General features: G+C 70.4%; 16 protein-coding genes. 12 read left to right on the top strand and 4 right to left on the bottom strand.

The annotated features are described in order from the left end of the window. On the bottom strand, nucleotides 1-206 hold a 206-nt coding region (locus tag ACIBO2_RS57440; protein WP_397305231.1), incomplete at its 3' end, for a TCP-1/cpn60 chaperonin family protein. Between the two features lie 203 nt (nucleotides 207-409). On the opposite strand from ACIBO2_RS57440, the gene ACIBO2_RS57445 reads away from it, so the two are divergent. The 11 genes from ACIBO2_RS57445 to ACIBO2_RS57495 all read left to right on the top strand — a co-directional run bounded on the left by ACIBO2_RS57445 (nucleotide 410) and on the right by ACIBO2_RS57495 (nucleotide 11,689). Further along, the gene (locus tag ACIBO2_RS57445) at nucleotides 410-1,021 is read left to right on the top strand and encodes a TetR/AcrR family transcriptional regulator (protein WP_358556038.1); all 612 of its coding nucleotides are present in this window, start codon (nucleotides 410-412) and stop codon (nucleotides 1,019-1,021) included. Nucleotides 1,022-1,178: 157 nt separating this feature from the next. After that, on the top strand, nucleotides 1,179-2,684 hold the full coding sequence (locus tag ACIBO2_RS57450) for a carboxylesterase/lipase family protein (RefSeq protein ID WP_397305232.1): 1,506 nt from the start codon (nucleotides 1,179-1,181) through the stop codon (nucleotides 2,682-2,684). Between the two features lie 123 nt (nucleotides 2,685-2,807). Next, complete coding sequence (locus ACIBO2_RS57455) at nucleotides 2,808-3,341, top strand: PadR family transcriptional regulator (RefSeq protein ID WP_358556032.1); 534 nt, start codon at nucleotides 2,808-2,810, stop codon at nucleotides 3,339-3,341. Then, complete coding sequence (locus ACIBO2_RS57460; RefSeq protein WP_358556029.1) at nucleotides 3,338-4,078, top strand: ABC transporter ATP-binding protein; 741 nt, start codon at nucleotides 3,338-3,340, stop codon at nucleotides 4,076-4,078. The genes ACIBO2_RS57455 and ACIBO2_RS57460 overlap by 4 nt, the downstream gene beginning before the upstream one ends. Nucleotides 4,079-4,083: 5 nt before the next feature. Beyond that, nucleotides 4,084-5,874: an FtsX-like permease family protein gene (locus ACIBO2_RS57465; RefSeq protein ID WP_358556026.1), complete on the top strand. Its 1,791-nt coding sequence runs from the start codon at nucleotides 4,084-4,086 to the stop codon at nucleotides 5,872-5,874. A 141-nt stretch (nucleotides 5,875-6,015) separates the two neighbouring features. Then, on the top strand, nucleotides 6,016-7,083 hold the full coding sequence (locus tag ACIBO2_RS57470) for a hypothetical protein (protein ID WP_358556023.1): 1,068 nt from the start codon (nucleotides 6,016-6,018) through the stop codon (nucleotides 7,081-7,083). Nucleotides 7,084-7,197: 114 nt separating this feature from the next. Beyond that, nucleotides 7,198-8,040, top strand: coding sequence for an SAM-dependent methyltransferase (locus ACIBO2_RS57475; RefSeq protein ID WP_397305233.1), 843 nt, complete (start codon nucleotides 7,198-7,200; stop codon nucleotides 8,038-8,040). A 112-nt stretch (nucleotides 8,041-8,152) separates the two neighbouring features. Then, nucleotides 8,153-8,278, top strand: a complete 126-nt coding sequence (locus tag ACIBO2_RS57480) for a hypothetical protein (protein WP_357957063.1) — start codon at nucleotides 8,153-8,155, stop codon at nucleotides 8,276-8,278. Nucleotides 8,279-8,365: 87 nt separating this feature from the next. Further along, entirely contained in the window at nucleotides 8,366-9,304 is a 939-nt protein-coding gene (locus ACIBO2_RS57485) for a SagB/ThcOx family dehydrogenase (protein WP_358556017.1), read from the top strand. Continuing rightward, nucleotides 9,301-10,332, top strand: a complete 1,032-nt coding sequence (locus ACIBO2_RS57490; RefSeq protein WP_358556014.1) for a TOMM precursor leader peptide-binding protein — start codon at nucleotides 9,301-9,303, stop codon at nucleotides 10,330-10,332. The genes ACIBO2_RS57485 and ACIBO2_RS57490 overlap by 4 nt, the downstream gene beginning before the upstream one ends. Beyond that, entirely contained in the window at nucleotides 10,325-11,689 is a 1,365-nt protein-coding gene (locus tag ACIBO2_RS57495) for a YcaO-like family protein (protein WP_358556010.1), read from the top strand. The genes ACIBO2_RS57490 and ACIBO2_RS57495 overlap by 8 nt, the downstream gene beginning before the upstream one ends. A gap of 56 nt (nucleotides 11,690-11,745) precedes the next feature. Here the strand turns inward: ACIBO2_RS57495 and bla are convergent, their stop codons facing one another. The 3 genes from bla to ACIBO2_RS57510 all read right to left on the bottom strand — a co-directional run bounded on the left by bla (nucleotide 11,746) and on the right by ACIBO2_RS57510 (nucleotide 15,666). Beyond that, entirely contained in the window at nucleotides 11,746-12,690 is a 945-nt protein-coding gene (gene bla / locus ACIBO2_RS57500; protein WP_358556007.1) for a class A beta-lactamase, read from the bottom strand. Nucleotides 12,691-12,797: 107 nt separating this feature from the next. Beyond that, nucleotides 12,798-14,846 carry a prolyl oligopeptidase family serine peptidase gene (locus ACIBO2_RS57505; protein ID WP_358556004.1) on the bottom strand — a complete coding sequence of 683 codons (2,049 nt, stop codon included), beginning with the start codon at nucleotides 14,844-14,846 and terminating at the stop codon, nucleotides 12,798-12,800. 7 nt (nucleotides 14,847-14,853) lie between these two features. Then, nucleotides 14,854-15,666, bottom strand: a complete 813-nt coding sequence (locus ACIBO2_RS57510; protein WP_358556002.1) for a MerR family transcriptional regulator — start codon at nucleotides 15,664-15,666, stop codon at nucleotides 14,854-14,856. Nucleotides 15,667-15,881: 215 nt separating this feature from the next. On the opposite strand from ACIBO2_RS57510, the gene ACIBO2_RS57515 reads away from it, so the two are divergent. Further along, nucleotides 15,882-16,721, top strand: a complete 840-nt coding sequence (locus tag ACIBO2_RS57515; RefSeq protein ID WP_397305234.1) for an oxidoreductase — start codon at nucleotides 15,882-15,884, stop codon at nucleotides 16,719-16,721.

The raw sequence follows: 16,721 nt of genomic DNA on the forward strand, positions 1-16,721 counted from the left end.
ATCTTCTCCCACGGGTCCTCGAGCTCGATCTCCTTGGCGATGGACACACCATCGTTGGTGATCGTGGGAGCGCCCCACTTCTTCTCCAGCACGACATTGCGGCCCTTGGGACCCAGGGTCACCTTGACCGCGTCGGCCAGCTGGTTCATGCCGCGCTCAAGGCCGCGCCGGGCGTCCTCGTCGAACGCGATCATCTTCGAAGCCATTCCTGCTCCTGCTCTCGATAGGGGGCTGTCCGGGACGGCGCCCGCGACGGACGGCCCGCCGACAGGCGGACCTCGCCGTCCCGGCACACCCCGCCGGTTGGCACTCTCCAGGGGCGAGTGCCAGGCGTCCCGTCGCACTCTACCCACAACTTGCGTGACACGCACCTAGTGCGTGTCACGCATCATCCGATAGTGTCGCTCCCATGAACGACGACGCCCCCGACCTCCGGGCGCGCAACAAGCAGGCCACCCGAGAGGCGATCAGCCACGCCGCGCTGCGCCTGGCCATCGAGCAGGGCCCGAACGGGCTGGCTCTGGTGCGCGTCCATGACATCGCCACGGCCGCGGGAGTCTCATCCCGTACCTACAACAACTACTTCTCCAGCAGGGCGGAGGCGATCTGCGCCTTCCAGGCCGACCAGGCCGGCCGGGTGGGGCAGGCGCTGCGCGCCCGGCCCGCCGGGGAGCCGCTCGACCAGGCCGTCATCGCGGCCGTGATCGAGCTCTACACCGACCCTGAGCCCGACAAGGCCGGCCTGCGCATGATCATGTCGACGCCCGAGCTGGAGGGCGAGGCGCTGAGGGCGTTCACCATGGCGGAAGGCCCGCTCGCCGAGGCGATCGCGGCCCGCACCGGCACCGACCCCCAGCGCGACCTGTTCCCCGCCGTCACGGCCGCCGCGGTCGCCGCCGCCATCCGGGTGGCGGGGCGACGCTGGCTCGAGCCCGGCAATACGGAATCCTTCGCCGCGATTCTGCGCGGCGCTCTGTCCTGCGTCGTTCCCGCCGCGCCCTCTGAACGGACTCAGCCCTAAGGGCTTGAAGCCGTGCTCTCGAGCGCGTGGCCGGAGCTGACGTCGTATGGGTGGCGGCGGCGACCCGCTCAATAACGAGGTGCGGCGAACCCGCGGTTCGGGCGAAGATGGCCGCGCCCGGCTGTGGGAGCCGGCATCCCCGGATGAGGAGCGTGCCATGAGCGCCATCGGATCCGCACACCCGGAGGTCCAGGTGGGCACGGGACGGCTGCGCGGAAGGATGGAGGACGGCGTGGCCGTCTTCCGCGGCGTGCCGTTCGGGCGCCCGCCGGTGGGCGCGCTGCGGCTGGCCGCACCGGAGCCGGCCGAGGCGTGGGACGGGGTACGCGAGGCCGCGGCGTTCGGTCCGCGGCCGCCGCAGTCCAGGTTGCTGGGCGCCGCCAGCGCGGACGGCGCCGACGGCGACTGGTTGACCGTCAATGTCTGGTCCCCCGACCTGGGCGCCGCCGGGCTGCCGGTGATGGTGTGGATTCATGGCGGGGGCTACATGTACGGGTGGTCCGGCGACCCCCTCTTCGACGGCCGAGTGCTCGCCCGGGACGGCGTCGTCATGGTCACCTTCAACTATCGGGTCTCCGCCGAGGGCTTCGGACATTTCCAGGGGGCACCGGCCAACCGCGGGCTCCTGGACCAGGTGGCAGCCCTCCGCTGGGTGCGGGACAACATCGCGGCCTTCGGCGGCGATCCGGACCGGGTCACCGTCTTCGGAGAGTCCGCCGGCGCCGGGAGCATCGCGGCGCTGATGACGATGCCCAGCGCCGCCGGTCTGTTCCACCGGGCGATCGCGCAGAGCGTACCGGGCCCGTTCTTCTCCACTGAGCTGGCCGCCGACATCGGCGCCGCGGTAGCCGGTGAGCTGGGCCTGTCCCCGCTCGCGGGCGAACTCGCCCGCCTGTCGCCGGAGCGGCTGATCGAGGCCGGGGACGCGGTGGCGGAGAAGATGGGCGACTGCCCGCGGTGGGGCCACGCGGCGCACGTCCGAACGCCGTTCGCGCCGGTCGTGGACGGCGAGGTGCTGCCCGCGGTGCCTTGGCGGTCACTGGCGGACGGGGCCGCGCATGAGGTGGAGCTGATCGTGGGTCACACCCGCGACGAGTATCGGCTGTTCATGGCCATCAGCGGTGACACCGGCCAGATCACCGCCGAGCGGGCGGACACCGCGCTGCGGGTGCTCGCCCCGGACCCGGAGGCCTACCGGGCCGCCTACCCGGGTGCCGACGAGGAGCGGCTGTACGAGCTGGTGCACTCCGACTGGTTGTTCCGGATGCCTTCCCTGCGCCTGGCCGAAGCTCGCCAGAGGCACGGCCGCGCCTACCTGTACGAGCTGACCTGGCCGGCCCCCGGCATGGGCGGAGCCATCCTCGGCGCCTGTCATGGGCTCGGCCTGCCACTGACGTTCGGCAACCTGACCGCCGGCGCGGCGGGAATGCTGATCGGACAGGATCCGTCCCCGGCCGCGGCCGAGCTGTCGGCCCAGGTTCGAGCGGCATGGATCGCCTTCGCCACGGCCGGAGACCCGGGCTGGCCGGCGTACGAGCCGCAGAACCGGCACACCTGGATCATCGACACCAAGCCCGACGTAGCAGCGTATCCGGAGGAGACCTCCCGTGAGCTGTGGGCCGGGCACGCCTTCGGCCCTCTCGCGTTGCAGGCGAATCCATAACCGTTCCAACCCCATACATGGGCCGACCACCGTCCAGGCGCTGACGACGAAGGCGCCTGGTGCGGCGTTTTGACACCTCCTACGGGTAACCGCTATCTATTGGCTAACCGTTAGGGGGATGGAGTGCAGGACGCAGTGCTGGCGATGCTCGCCAAGGAGCCGTCACACGGGTACCACTTGCACGCTCGGCTGCAGCGAACTCTCGGCCCGCTGGGCGAGTCGATGAACCGCGGCCAGATCTACGTGACGCTGGCCCGGCTGGAAAAGGCCGGGCTCGTTGTCTGTGAGCGGACGGACGGCCTGCCCGAGCGGCCCGAGCGCAAGGTCTATGAGCTGACACCGGCCGGGCAGCAGCGGGTGGCCGCCTGGCTGGCCGAGGTGGGCTGGCCGAAACCGGACCTGGCGGAGTTCCACCTCAAGCTCGCCGCGGCCGCCGCGGCCCGGCTCGCCGACCCGGTCGAACTGGTGGCGGCCCAGCGCCGTGAGTTGCTGCGCCGCTTGCGTGAGGTGCAGCAGGCGGCACTGGCCGAGCCGCCGGGGTCGGGCGCCGGCCTGCTGCTGGAAGGGGTCGTGCTGCGGTTGCAGGCGGACCTGCGCTGGCTGGATTCCTGTGAGCGGGCCTGGTCCAAGGCCGATGACGAAGTCGAGGGCGCATGAACGTGTCAAGTGCCGTGGTCCGGGCCTGCGGCCTGGTGAAGACGCATGGTCAGGGGCAGAGCCGGGTCCGCGCGGTGGACGAGGCCGACCTGGAGGTGCCTCAGGGGGAGACGCTGGCGGTGATGGGGCCCAGCGGCTGCGGGAAATCTACGCTGCTGCACCTGCTGGGTGGCCTGGAACGGCCCACCGATGGAGCGGTGTGGGTGGCCGGGCGGCGCATCGACACGCTGAGCGAGCGGGCTCTGGCGCGCCTGCGACGCCGGTCGGTGGGGTTCATCTTCCAGGCCTTCCACCTGGTGGAGGAGTTGTCCGCGGCCGAGAACGTGGAGCTGCCCGCGCTGCTGGCCGGACGCTCGCGCCGCCAGGCCAGGCGGCGCGCGAGCCTGCTGCTGGAACGGGTCGGGCTCGCCGACCGTGCCCGGCATCTGCCGTCGCAACTGTCGGGCGGACAGCGCCAGCGTGTCGCCGTCGCTCGCGCGCTGGTCAACGAACCGCTGGTCGTCCTGGCCGACGAGCCGACCGGCAATCTCGACACCGCGGCGACCCTCGACGTACTGAGAATCTTCGAGGAGCTGCGTTCCGCGGGCCAGACCTTCGTGATCGTCACGCATGACGAGCGGGTCGCGGCCACCGCGGATCGGCTGATCTCGATGCGCGACGGAATGTTCGTCGACGACACCCGGCTGGCCGGCTCCCACCCGCGCGGCCTCGGCGGGCTGATCGGGCTGGAGGGCTGAACGGCATGGGCTCCATCGTGCTCGTCGTCCGCCTGGTGCTGGCTGACGTGCGGCGACACAAGGTCCAGGCCGCGATGCTCCTGCTCGCGGTGACCGTGGCCACCGCCACGATGGCATTGGGCCTGTCGCTGGGCGGCGTGAGCGACGCGCTGTACGAACAGACCCGCGCGGCCACCGCCGGGCCGGACGTGGTGGCGCTCTCCGGCGACGCGGGCCCCGCCGAGACCGCGGCTCTGGCCGCACTGGCGGACGCTCCCGAGGTAGTCGCCCACCACGGCCCCTATCGCATCGTCTACGCCAACCTCACCACGCGCGATTCCACGACGTCCCCCGTGGTGGTGCACGGCTTCGCCGAGACGCCCGGCCCGGTCGACCGGCCGCTGGTGACCTCGGGGCACTGGGTACGCTCCGGCGGCGCGGTCCTCGAACGCGGCTTCGCCACCGCGCTGGGCGTCGGCGTCGGCGACCGCGTCACCATCTCCGGCCGTTCGTACCCCGTCCTCGGGATCGCCGTCACCGCGGCCACCTCCATCTACCCCTGGGCGGCGCAGATCGGCCCGGGCGGCGGCCCCAGCGACGCCAGCGGCCTGGCCTGGATGACCCGATCGGATGCCCGGGCCCTGGCGTCATCCAAGGATCTCTCGGTGACCACGGCTGTGGACCTCAAGCTGCGCGACCCCGCCGCGACCGAGGCCTTCATCGACGCCCACAGCGACACCACCGTCAGGGTCGACTTCCACTCCTGGCAGTTCAAGGAGACACAGGACCTGGTCATCCTCAAGAACAGCCAGCCGATCCTGGTCGTCGGCAGCTGGCTGCTCAGCTTCCTGGCCATCACCGGAGTGGCGGCGCTGGCCGCGGGACGCGCCGTCGAGCAGACGCGCCGGGCCGGGCTGCTCAAGGCCGTCGGCGCCACCCCGGGTCTGATCGCCACCGTCCTGCTCACCGAGTATCTGGTGCTGGCGCTGATCGGCGACACGCTCGGGCTGGTGATCGCCCGCCTGACCGCGCCCGCCATCGCCAGCCCCACCGCCAGCCGGATCGGCGACGTGGGCGGGCCCGACGGCGCCACCATCGTCACGGCGACCGCCCTCGCCGTGGCGGTGGCGGTGCTGTCCACGCTGCGTCCCACGCTGCGGGCCATGCGTACGGCGACCGTCACGGCGCTGACCGCCACCGCGCGCCAGCCCCGTCACCGGCCCTGGCTCACCGCGCTGTCCGCGCTGCTGCCCACGCCGCTGCTGCTCGGGCTGCGGCTGACCGCCCGCCGGCCGGGCCGCGCCGCACTGCAGGCGTGCTCCACCGCCACCACAGTGATCGCGATCGTCGCCCTGCTGACCATCTACGTCCAGCCGGAGCGGGGCTACGGCCTGGACGGCTCCTCCGTCCTGCCCAACCTGCGGGGCGAGCACGACCGCCGGCTGATGCTCGCCGTCACCATCCTGCTGATCGCGCTCGCCGTCGTGAACACCCTGACGTTCACCTGGACCACGGCCATAGAGGCCCGGGCGAACATGGCCATCGCACGTACGCTCGGCGCCACCCCCGGACAGATCACCGCGGGCCTGTCCACCGCTCAACTCCTGCCCAGCCTGCCCGGCGCCGTCATCGGCATCCCTCTGGGCATGGGCCTGCTCTCGCTCTTCTCCGCCAGGAACACGGTGGACCCTCCATCCTTGTGGCTGCTCGGCGCCGCACTCGCGACTCTCCTGGCGACGGCGGCACTCACTGCCCTGCCCGCACGCCTGGCGGCACGCCGGCCCGTTGCGCAGGCCCTCAGCGCCGAAACAGCCTGACCGGCCCCCGCGCAGAGGTCCACATCCGATGGGCGGCCCGGAATGAAGCGATTCGATAGACGGAAAAGGAAGCACGAAGTGGCATCTGACGCCGCCGGCATTCGGCGATTAGTGATAGACACAGGAGAGCCCCGCGGATGGGTGTCTCCCAGGACAGACCTGGTGACGGCGCTGCTCGGCACCTGGTTCGGGGTCGGATTGATGATCGACGCCTGGGCGCACAGCAACCTGGCGCAGCTGGAGACGTTCTTCACTCCATGGCACGCGGTGTTCTATTCCGGCTTCGCCGTGGTCTCCGGCTGGATCATCTGGCAGGTGTGGCGCAACGTGCGCGCCGGGCGGCAGGGTCTGGCGGCCGTCCCCACCGGTTATCTCGCCGGGCTGGTGGCGATTCCCGCATTCGCCGTCTTCGGGTTGGCCGACATGATGTGGCACACCATCCTCGGCATCGAGACGACCATCAACATCTTCTTCAGCCCGTCGCACCTCGGCCTCGTCGTGACGATGATGCTCATCATCACGACACCGCTGCGCTCGGTATGGAACGCCCCCGACGTCGGCGCCCGGCCGTCGCTCGGCCGCCTGCTGCCGGCGCTGATCGGGCTCGCGTTCGCCACCACGTTGGTGTCGCTGTTCCTGTCGTACGGCGGCGCCATGAAGTACCGCCCCGAGGGCATCGTCCGGGCTTTGTCCATGCTGCAGAACGCGGGCGGCGGTGCGGGAGGCGCCGGCCCCGTGGCGCTGGGCCCGGGCGCCGAGCAGGTGGCCGTCGCGATGGTCGTCACCAACGTCGTCGTGCTCGGCCCGGTGCTGTTCCTGGTGCGCCGCTGGCTGTTGCCGTTCGGCTCGGTGACCGTCATGTACGCGGTGATAGCGCTCATGCCGGCTGCCCAGACGGGGTTCCGCAATATACCGATCCTGGTGTCGTTCGTGATGGCCGGGGTCGTGAGCGACCTGCTCATCCGCTGGCTGCGGCCGTCGGGTGAGCGGCGCGGCGCCTACTGGGCTTTCGCCGGGCTGTCGGCCTTCGCCACCTGGTCGCTGTACATCGGGGTCGCCTCGGCCATCGGGGGCGGCCTGCCCGCCGTGCCCGAGCTGTGGACCGGGGCGCCGGTCGTCGCCGGGCTGATCGGGCTGGCACTCGGGGCGCTGCTCCTGCCCAACGCCGTCTCTGTCAGTGGACGGGGGATCCTCCGAGATCAAGACTGAGCACCGACAACAGACAACGATGCATCACGGCGACACTAGGTAATCGTAGCGCTACGGACAGTCACTGATCGGGTATGGTCGCGTTGATCACGCGCACTCCCTTAAGGCTTCCACATGACTGTCACCAAGCTCGACGCTGCCGCACATCGCCGCTGGCTGGGCAAGTCCATGGCGCTGAGCTGCGGGCTGTGGGAGGCGACGAACGACCTCGACGCCGCCCAGCTCGCGAAATTCCGGCTGCTGAGTGACTGGGCGGAGGTGAGCGCCCAGTCACGCGTCCTCGACGTGGGCTCGGGCTACGGCGGCTTCCTGAGCTATCTGAGCCGAGAACGCGGTGTCACAGCCGCGTGTGGTGTCGACGCCTCCGATCACGCATGCCAGGAAGCCGAAGGGTTGCGGCTGCGCGGGGTGACCATCCATCAGGGCGACTACCGCGCCTTCAACCCTGACCGGCCCTACGACGCGGTCGTCAGCATCGGGCTCCTGGAGAACCTGGAGAATGTCGACGGCACGCCCGACGCCTACACGGGGTTCTTCGCCCACGCACACGCGTGGACCAGGCCGGGCGCCCGCCTGGCGCTGGAGAGCACGATCCGGGGCCACAGCGAGAGCTGGCCGGCCGAGGCCGCACGATACGTCGAGGCGATGCGACGGCTGCGCCTGACCGGCACCGTTCTCACGCTCGACCGGCTCCTGGCCGCCTGCGGGCGTTGGTGGGAGCCGATCCACGTACGGACCCACCGCGACGACTACGCGCGCACCTTCGCGGCCTGGGCCACCCGGCTGCGCGGGTGCGGGATCGCCGATCGCGATGAGACGGCGCTCGCCGACTGGCTGGAGTTCACCACTACGGGCACGGCGCTGTTCCAGCAGGGCGCCCTGTCCGTCGCGCACCTCGGACTACGCCGAATAGATCAACCGACGCGCCCGCCGGCCGCACCAGGTCCGCAGGTGTGAAGACACCCGGGCCACGGCCCGGCCCACGAGCCCCGCGATCAGATATCGCGAGGATCCGGTGAGGCACTCAGTCCGCACCGGCGGCACCCTCACGCACGAAAGGAGAGAGAAGATGCTTTCGACGAGCACCTCGACCGAAACCCTGAGCGCCTGCCCGATCGAGATGGAAGACGGCAAGCTTCTGGTCGCCCCGATCACCAGCAGCAGCAGTTCGGCCGCCGTCGCCATGGAGGAGTAAACGCGAGAAGCGGTGCCGTGTCCCGGTCCTCGGACCGGGACACGGCACCCGCCGAACCCGGCCCACCTCGTTCAAGGATCGGTGCAGATGGAGAACACGCCGGTGCTGCGCTCCGCGCTCGGCACCAACTTCTTCCGTGCGGTCAGCCCATGGCTGGACAGCACGGCTTTCCACACCAACCAGCTCCGGCATTCCCATCTCGGGATCTCCCGGTCGGCCTCGCCCGCCGAGGAGTTCCTGTACGCCAGCCGGCTCCGCCGCCACGACCGTGAGCTGCAACGCTCGGTCGCCGACTACCTCACGACGGCGAGCATGGAGACGCTGAGCCACACCGATGAGGAGAGCATCCCCGCGGCACGCCGCGTCGACCTGCCGGATCCCGCGCCGGCGCGGATGGCGCTGGATGAGGCGATCGCGGCCCGGCGCAGCACCCGCTCGTTCAGCGGAGCCCCGGTGACGCTGCCCGAGACCGCCGCGCTGCTACGGGCCGCCGGAGCGTGCTTCGGCCACGAGGCGGGACGGCCGCACCGAGCCGTCCCCAGCGGCGGCGGGCTGTACCCGGTCGAGCTGCACCTCGCCGCACGCGAGGTGACGGACCTGGAGCCGGGCCTGTACCGCTACGCCCCCCGCCTGGACTGCCTGGCCCGCCACGGCGGCCCTCAGCAACTGGCCGCGCTGCTGCGCTGCGGCCTGGACGAGCTGCCCGACCTACTGCCGATCGACCGCGCGGCGCTCATCGTGCTGTTCGTCGGGCGCCCATGGCGCTCGATGCGCAAGTACGGCCCGCGCGGGCTGCGGTTCGTGCTGCACGAGGTGGGGGCGATGGCCCAGCATGTCCATCTCACCGCGGCCGCGCTCGGCCTGGCCGGCACGGACTGGTCGACCTACTACGACGAGGAGGCCCACGAGGTCCTCCGGGTCGACGGGCTGCGGACCGCCTTGCTGCATCTGATCGTCCTCGGCCGGCCGGGCGACCGGCCAGATCACCAGAAGAAGAGCCGACCGCGTCTGCAGGAGAAGATGTGACACAGCCCGCATCACCCCGTATCAAGCGGTCATTCTCGGTCATCGGGCATGATCCCGACACGGTCGAGCTCAGGCAGGGCGTGTGGAGCGCCACCTCACACACCATCACCGACGAAGCCCGGCGCGGCTGGTTGTTCTCGGTGGTGAACGCTCTGGACGGCTCCCGGGAGGTGGCCGAGCTCGCCTCGCGGGCGAACATCGGCATGGAGGAGATGTCCGCGCTCCTGGAGCAGCTGCGGACACTCGACGTGATCGAGGACACCGCGACGAACGCGCTCGACCACTATCTCGACCACTACGCCGACCTGCTCGCCGGGCCACCGCCACCCGCCCGTCCGATACGGGTGATCGGCGACGGCGCTATGGCCGCCCGCGTCACGGAGCTGATCGCGGCCAGCGATCCGGAGCTCGACGTGACCGACTCCAGCGACGATCCCGCCCTTGAGGTGCTCAACGACGCCGACACCGGCTGGACCACGCACGGGCTGCGGCTGCACGAAGTCGCCGAGACGTTCGCCTCCTGGGAGGGCGGCATCACCGTGTGGGCCGGTGTCCGCGTTGATCCGGTGGTGGTGAGCCTGTTCAACAGGGTCGCCCTGGAAGTCGGCATGTCCTGGCTGCACGGCACGATCGACGGGCCGTTCCTGTTCGTCGGCCCGACCTTCCACCCGGGTCGCGGACCCTGCTACAGCTGTCTGGAAACGCGCATCACGATGAACCTCGCCGACGGCGCGGGCTACCGCCGATACAAGAACGCGCTCACCACCGCGCAGGCATCGGGCGGACGTCCGCCCATGCTGCCCGCGCTGTCCTCGCTGCTCTGCTCCCATCTCGCCTTGGAAGCGATCAACCTCGCCCATACGGGCGCCTCCTTCACCCACGGCAAGATGCTGTGCGTCTACCTCCCCACCTGGGAGACGACCGTCAGCGAGGTCCTGCAGATCCCCGGCTGTCCGGCCTGCTCGCCCGTCGCGCAGCGCGACGAACCCGAGCTCTACTTCCAGGCCAAGGAGTGGCTCAGTGGCTGACCACGGCTCCGCCGCGGGCCTCGTACCGCGGACCACACCGTTCGACACCGGCACCCGGATGCTGGCCCGGCGCATGCTGAACCCCGTGTGCGGCCTGATACCGCGGCTGAAGTTCAGTGCCCGCTCACGTGGCGAACCACGCATCGCCATCGCGGGCGCCGAACTCACCGGCGTGCACGTCCTGTACGACGCCCGGCCGATCCCGGCCGAGCGCCACCACCTGGGCGGGGCCGGCATCCTGCTCGACGAGCCCCTCATCAAGTCACTCGGGGAGTCGGCCGAGCGTTACTGCCACCACTCCTTCCTCGCCCTGCACCGCGACCGGCTCCGCTTCGCCAGTCACCGTGCCATGAGCGGCGGTGGCCGCGGGATTCCGTCAGCTCAGTGCCTGTCGTTCTTCTCCGACGAGCAGCTCGGCCGCGACGGCTTCCTTTTCGAGCCCTTCGACCCCGACGCCCCGATGAGCTGGCTGCCCGCCGACTCGCTCACCTCGGACGACACCTACTGGATGCCCGCCCAGCTCACGCTGGTCGGCTACCTGCCGCGGCGCAAGGAGGGCGAGCCCTGGGTGAACGCCGCGGTGACCACCGGCACCGCGACCCACAGCGACCCGGGCAAAGCCCTGCTCGGCGCGCTGGAGGAGCTCATCCAGCTCGACTGCGTGATCGGGCACTGGTACGGCGGTCAGCCCTCCGTCAAGATCCTTCTTGACGGCCGCCTGCGGGCCCTGGCCCGGTTGATCGACCGCCACTGGTCGCCGGGCACGCCGCCCCCGGAGTTCCACCTCCTGCCCAGTCCCGACCTGCCCGGCTTCACCGTCGCCTGCGTCTACCGCGACGACCACCCCGGCAACGCGCCGGTCGTCGCGGGCCTGGGCAGCGACCAGCGCCTGGGCCACGCGATGTACAAGGCCCTCCTCGAAGCCGTCGCGGTGTTCCGCTACGCCAACTGGATGGCCGCCAAGGCCGCCATCGAGGACAGCGACATCACTGACAAGGACCGCTTCTTCGATCTCGACGACAACGTGGCCTACTACACAGATCCGGCCAACGCCGCGATCATCGACAAGCGCTTCGCCGTCCATGTGGAGGTCTCGGCGCGTGACCTGCCCCCCGACGCGGCCCCGGACCTCCGCGGCCGCGTGAAAGGGCTGGTGGCGGCCTTCGCCAAGACCGGGAAACAGCTCGGCTACCTCGACCTCACCACCCCGGACATCCGCCACCTCGGGCTCACGGTCTGCCGCGTCTGGTCCCCGGACACCCTCAGCCTGTGCCCGCCCAGCGCGCCGCCCCTGCTGCACAAGCGATTCGCCGACTACGGCGGCGCCATCAACCCCGAGCCCCATCCCTACCCTTGATCACCTCATGACGGGAGGACGTCGAGCGAGGTCACGGTGCCGACTGGCAGGCGGCGTCAGAGCTTGCCGAGTCCCCGGGCCAGGATGGTGGCGGTCTTCGCGATGGTCTTGTTGTCGGTGGGGAGGCCCGGAGTGCGGTTGGTATAGATGGCCATGACGATGGGAGCGGCACCCTGCTCGGAGCGGATCACGGCGATGTCGTTTCCGCCGCCGAATCCGTCGGAGTTGGTGCCGGTCTTGTCGGCGATCGTCCAGGTCTTGGGCAGGCCGGCCCGGATGCGCTCGGCGCCGGTCTTGTTGGCGAGCAGCCAGGCGTTGAACTGCTCCCGATCCTTGGCCTCCAGCGCGTCGCCGATCGCGAGCACGCGGAGATCGCGGGCGATGGCCGCGGGCGTGGTGGTGTCGCGCTTCTCCTTGGGCGTCCAGTCGTTGAGCTCGGGGTGCAGGCGGTCCATCCGGGATGTCGGGTCCTTCAGCGTACGGAAGTACTTCGTCAGCCCGGCGGTGCCGCCGATCAGCTTGAGCAGCAGGTTGGCCGCGGTGCCGTCGCTCTTGGTGATGGCCGCCTCGCACAACTGGGCGACCGTCAGGCCGTCCTCGACGTGCTTCTCGGTGACCGGCGAGTTGGGCGTCATATCGGCGGCCGTCCACTTGATGAGCTTGTTCATCAGGCCGGGCTCGGAGGTGCGCGCCTTGTTCAGCACGGCCGCGCAGAGCGGCGCCTTGAAGGTGGACAGAAACGCGAAGCGCTCGCCCGCCCGGTACGTCACCGTCTTGCCGGTGGCGGTGTCGATGGCGTACGCCCCGATGCGGCCCTTGAAGGACACCTCCAGCGCCCGCAACTCCTTCCTGACCTGAGCCTCGCCCGAAACGGCCGGGGACGCCGCGACGGCCGAGGCCGAGGCCGAGCCCGCGCCGAGAGCGCTGCCGGACAGGAGGGAGAGCGCCAACGAGGTCGCGGGGAGCGCTGCGCTGACGCGGCGGACGCGGAAGTGTCGCATGCCGAAATCCTTGCTTCTCATCTGTCAGAAGCTTGGAGCAAAGCAGATGTGATCATCCGCTGTCTAATAGCGATATCGGTGATCTAGCGATATCGCATCCAATATCACTAAAGGTCAGGCACCAGACCCAGTTCCCGCATGACGAACGCCAGCCAGAAGCTCTGCTGCTGAACGATCGTGCTCCAGCTCGTCCCCCCATGGCCCGCGTCGGACCAGACGCGCAGCAGGACAGGATGGGACGAGGTGGTGGCGGCCTGCGTTCTGGCGGCGAACTTGCGGGAGTGCCACGCCGGGCAGCGAGGATCGTTGGCCCCCGCGTCCAGCAGGATCGCCGGGTAGGCCGTGCCCGGTTTCACGTTGTGGTACGGCGAGTAGGCCATAAGCACAGGAGCGTCGGCCGGGTCGTTGGGATTGCCGTACTCGGAGAGGGTCGCGGCGGTGCCCAGCGGGTCGCGGGCGACGCGCATCAGGTCCAGCTTCGGGGCGCCGCAGACCACCGCCCGCCACAGCTCCGGCCGCTGGGTCACGGCGGCGCCCGTGAGCAGCCCGCCGTTGGAGGCGCCCTGGACCGCCAGCCGGTCGGGCGTGGTGACCCCGTCGGCGATCAACCGCTCCGCGATGGCGTACAGGTCATTGAAGGTGTTCTGCTTGGCGTGCAGCCGCCCGCCCTCCCACCACTCCAGGCCGAACTCCCCGCCACCGCGCACATGGGCGTGGGCGTAGATCCCGCCCGCCTCCACGAACGCGGCCAGGGGGCCGAGGTACGACGCCAGCACGGCGATGTTGAACCCGCCGTACCCCTGGATCAGGGTCGGCTGTGGCCGCGAGCGGTCCAGGTCGGCGCGGTGGACCAGGGTGCAGGGCACGCGCGTGCCGTCGGCCGACGTGGCCCATACGCGAGTGGTGACCAGCCCGGTGAGGGTGTGGCCCGACCCCTGCAGGGCGGTCAGGGCCCCCGACTCCAGCTCGTAGTGGTACACCGTGGGGGACTGGGTGTAGGAGGTGTAGCCGAAGGTGATGGCGTTCTCGCAGCCCACGACCTGGTCCATCACTCCCAGGGCGACGACTCCCTGAGCGATCGAGCTGACCGAGCCCTGGCCGGGCAGCGGGACCTCCCCGAGATCCGCGCCGTCCAGGCCGAGGATACGGATGCGCGAGACGGTGTCCACCAGCTCGCCGAGCACCAGCCGCTCGCCGACCAGGGTCACGCCGGTGAGCACGGCGTCGCCGCCCGGCACCAGCTCGGTCCAGGTGTCCGGGTCACCGGGGCTGTCCAGCGGGATGCGGACCAGCCGGCCTCGCGGGGCGCCCGCCGTGGTGACGGCCACGTAGGAGTCGTCGACGAGCACGCCCTTGTACAGGTGCGCGGCGTCGGTGATGAACTCGCGCCACTCCCAGGGGCCGTCCAGGCGGGCGATGAAGTGCGGCCGGGGCCGTAGATGGTCGACCTGGACCAGCGCCCAGCGCCCGTCCCGGGAGATCTTGGGGATGGCGAACATGTGGGGGATGTCCAGCGGCTCTGGCTGGGTGGGCGCCGGCTGCCCCAGCCGGTGGAAGAACAGCCGCCACCGTACCTGCGCCGCCCCCGATTCGTTGGCCATGTAGAAGAATCCGCTGCCGTCGGGGAGCCAGGCCACCAGCCCCGGCCGCTGCTGCGGTACGCCGTCCAGCAGCACCTTCCCGGTGTCGATCTCGATCACCTTGAGCGCCGGCAGCTCGCGGCCCCCGGCGTCCAGGGAGTACGCCAGCAGGCTGCCGTCAGGGGAGGGCTGCGGGCTCATGCGCAGTGGCGTACCGTCTGACAGCTCGTTGAGGTCGATCACCATGCGCCATGGGCCCGTGGGGGCGTCGGCCGTCTCGAAGACCATCAGCTCCCGGCCGTCGGGGATGCGCCCGCGGAACCACCGCGGCCCGTATCGCACCGGAACCACCAGGTTGCGGGCGTCCATCTGCTCGACCAGCTCATCGACGCGGGCCGCGAGCGCCTCATGGTGCGGCCAGCCGTGTACGTAGGAGCGGGCCAGCTCGTCCTGGGCCTTCTGCCAGGCCGCCACACCCTCGCCGTCGTCCTCCTCCAGCCACTGGTAGGGGTCGTCGAAGACTAGGCCGCCGACCTCGTTGTGCTCCGGCCGTATCGGTGCCTCGGGGTATCGCATTCTCGCGTCACTCTCCTGATTGGTGTTCGCGGGCCCAGATCACGGCCCGCTGGAGGTAGTCGAAGATGGCGGGCAGGCCGTCGGCGTCCAGCCACTCGATCTGGCGGCTGACCTCCTCGCTGACCCCGGCGCTGTTGTCGCGCCACCACGCCGTGCCGGCGATCTTGAGCCGTTCGTCGAGCCGCTCGTTGCCGCTCTGGAGCGCGGCCGCCATCGCCGTCCAGCGGGCGGTCACGGCCTGCACCTGAGGGTCGTCGACGGGCGTGCCCGCCAGCATGTTCTGATGGGCCTCCTTGAGCAGGACGAGCCACTCGGCCCGCAAGTCCCGCAGCGTGTCCTCGCCGAGTTGCAACCGGCGCTGGGCCAGGTGGTCTCGCAACTCCTGGGCGAAGTACGTCTCGTACACCGAGATCTCTTCGAGGGCGGTCATGAAGTGCTCGGAATCGGGCATGACCGACTGGTCGAGCAGCCCGAGGAGCCCGCCGATCTTCGTCTTGAGCTGCGCCATCCGGGCCGATTGCAGCTCCAGTTCGGCGAGCTGGGCGCCGAGCAGGTCGCGCATGGCCGCCAGGTCGTCGGCCGGCCGCCGGAGGACGTTCGCGATCTCCTCCAGCGACAGTCCCAGTCCGCGCAGGGCGCGCACGCGATACAGCTGCCGCAGATCGGCCTCGGTGTAGCGGCGGTGGCCCGACGCGGTCCGCTCGCCGGCCCGGACCAGGCCGATCTCGTCGTAGTGGTAGAGCGTACGGATGGTGACCCCGGTGGCCTTGGCCAGCTCTCCGATGGTCCATCGACGCTCGATACCGTCGTTTCCGGTCACGGAGTCGACGGTAGATCCTCCCGCCACGGGAGGTTCAAGCCAGAGCTCCCGCCCGTCTCATCGTGGCCGGTGGCCGTCGAGGCGGTGGGACGCGGCTCGGTAGCCCGTGGCCGCCTGACTCCCGAAGAGAGGTCGGCTTCCGTCGGGGGGGCGAGTGGTGGGAGCGATCCTCATCATCTAAACTGAACGTTCAGTTCACTTAGTGGAGGGCGTCCATGAGAATCTGGTTCATCACGGGTGCCTCGCGTGGGTTCGGTCTGGAGATCGCACGCAAGGCTCTGGCCGAGGGGGATGCGGTGGTCGCCACCGCGCGGAATGCCGAACAGGTCGAGGTCGAACTCGCGAGCGCCGGTGATCGGCTGCTGGCCGTGAACCTGGATGTCACAGACGAGGCCGCCGTCCAGGAGGCCGTGGCCGCCGGAATGGAGGCGTTCGGCCGTATTGATGTGCTCGTCAACAATGCTGGTCGGGGGTTGCTGGGAGCGGTGGAGGAGGCATCCGACGCCGAGGTCCGAGCGGTCTACGACGTCAACGTGTTCGGCCTGCTGGCGGTGACCCGCGCCGTGCTGCCGGTCATGCGCCGCCAGCGTTCCGGGCGGGTCTTGAACATCACCTCGGTGGGCGGGTTCACCGCGGGCCAGGGGTGGGGCGTGTACGGTTCGACGAAGTTCGCGGTGGAGGGCATGAGCGAGGCGATGCGCGCCGAGCTCGCCCCGCTGGGCATCGACGTGATCATCATCGAGCCCGGCGTCTTCCGCACCGACTTCCTCGACGACTCATCGCTGCACACGACCGAGCAGGTGATCGAGGACTACGCGGAGACCGCCGGTCAGACCCGGGCCTGGCGGACCAAGAACAACCACGCCCAGGCCGGTGACCCGGCGAGGGCGGCCGCCGCGATCGTCTCCATCGCCGGGGCCGGCGATCCGCCGGTCCGGCTTCAGCTGGGCGCTGACTGCGTCGCCCGCGTCGAGGCCAAGCTCGAACTGGTCAAGTCCGAGCTCGACCAGTGGCGCGAGGTCGCCGTGGCGACGGCCTACGACAATGCCGGCTGA

Source organism: Nonomuraea sp. NPDC050022 (assembly GCF_044460705.1).
Classification (GTDB): Bacteria; Actinomycetota; Actinomycetes; order Streptosporangiales; family Streptosporangiaceae; genus Nonomuraea.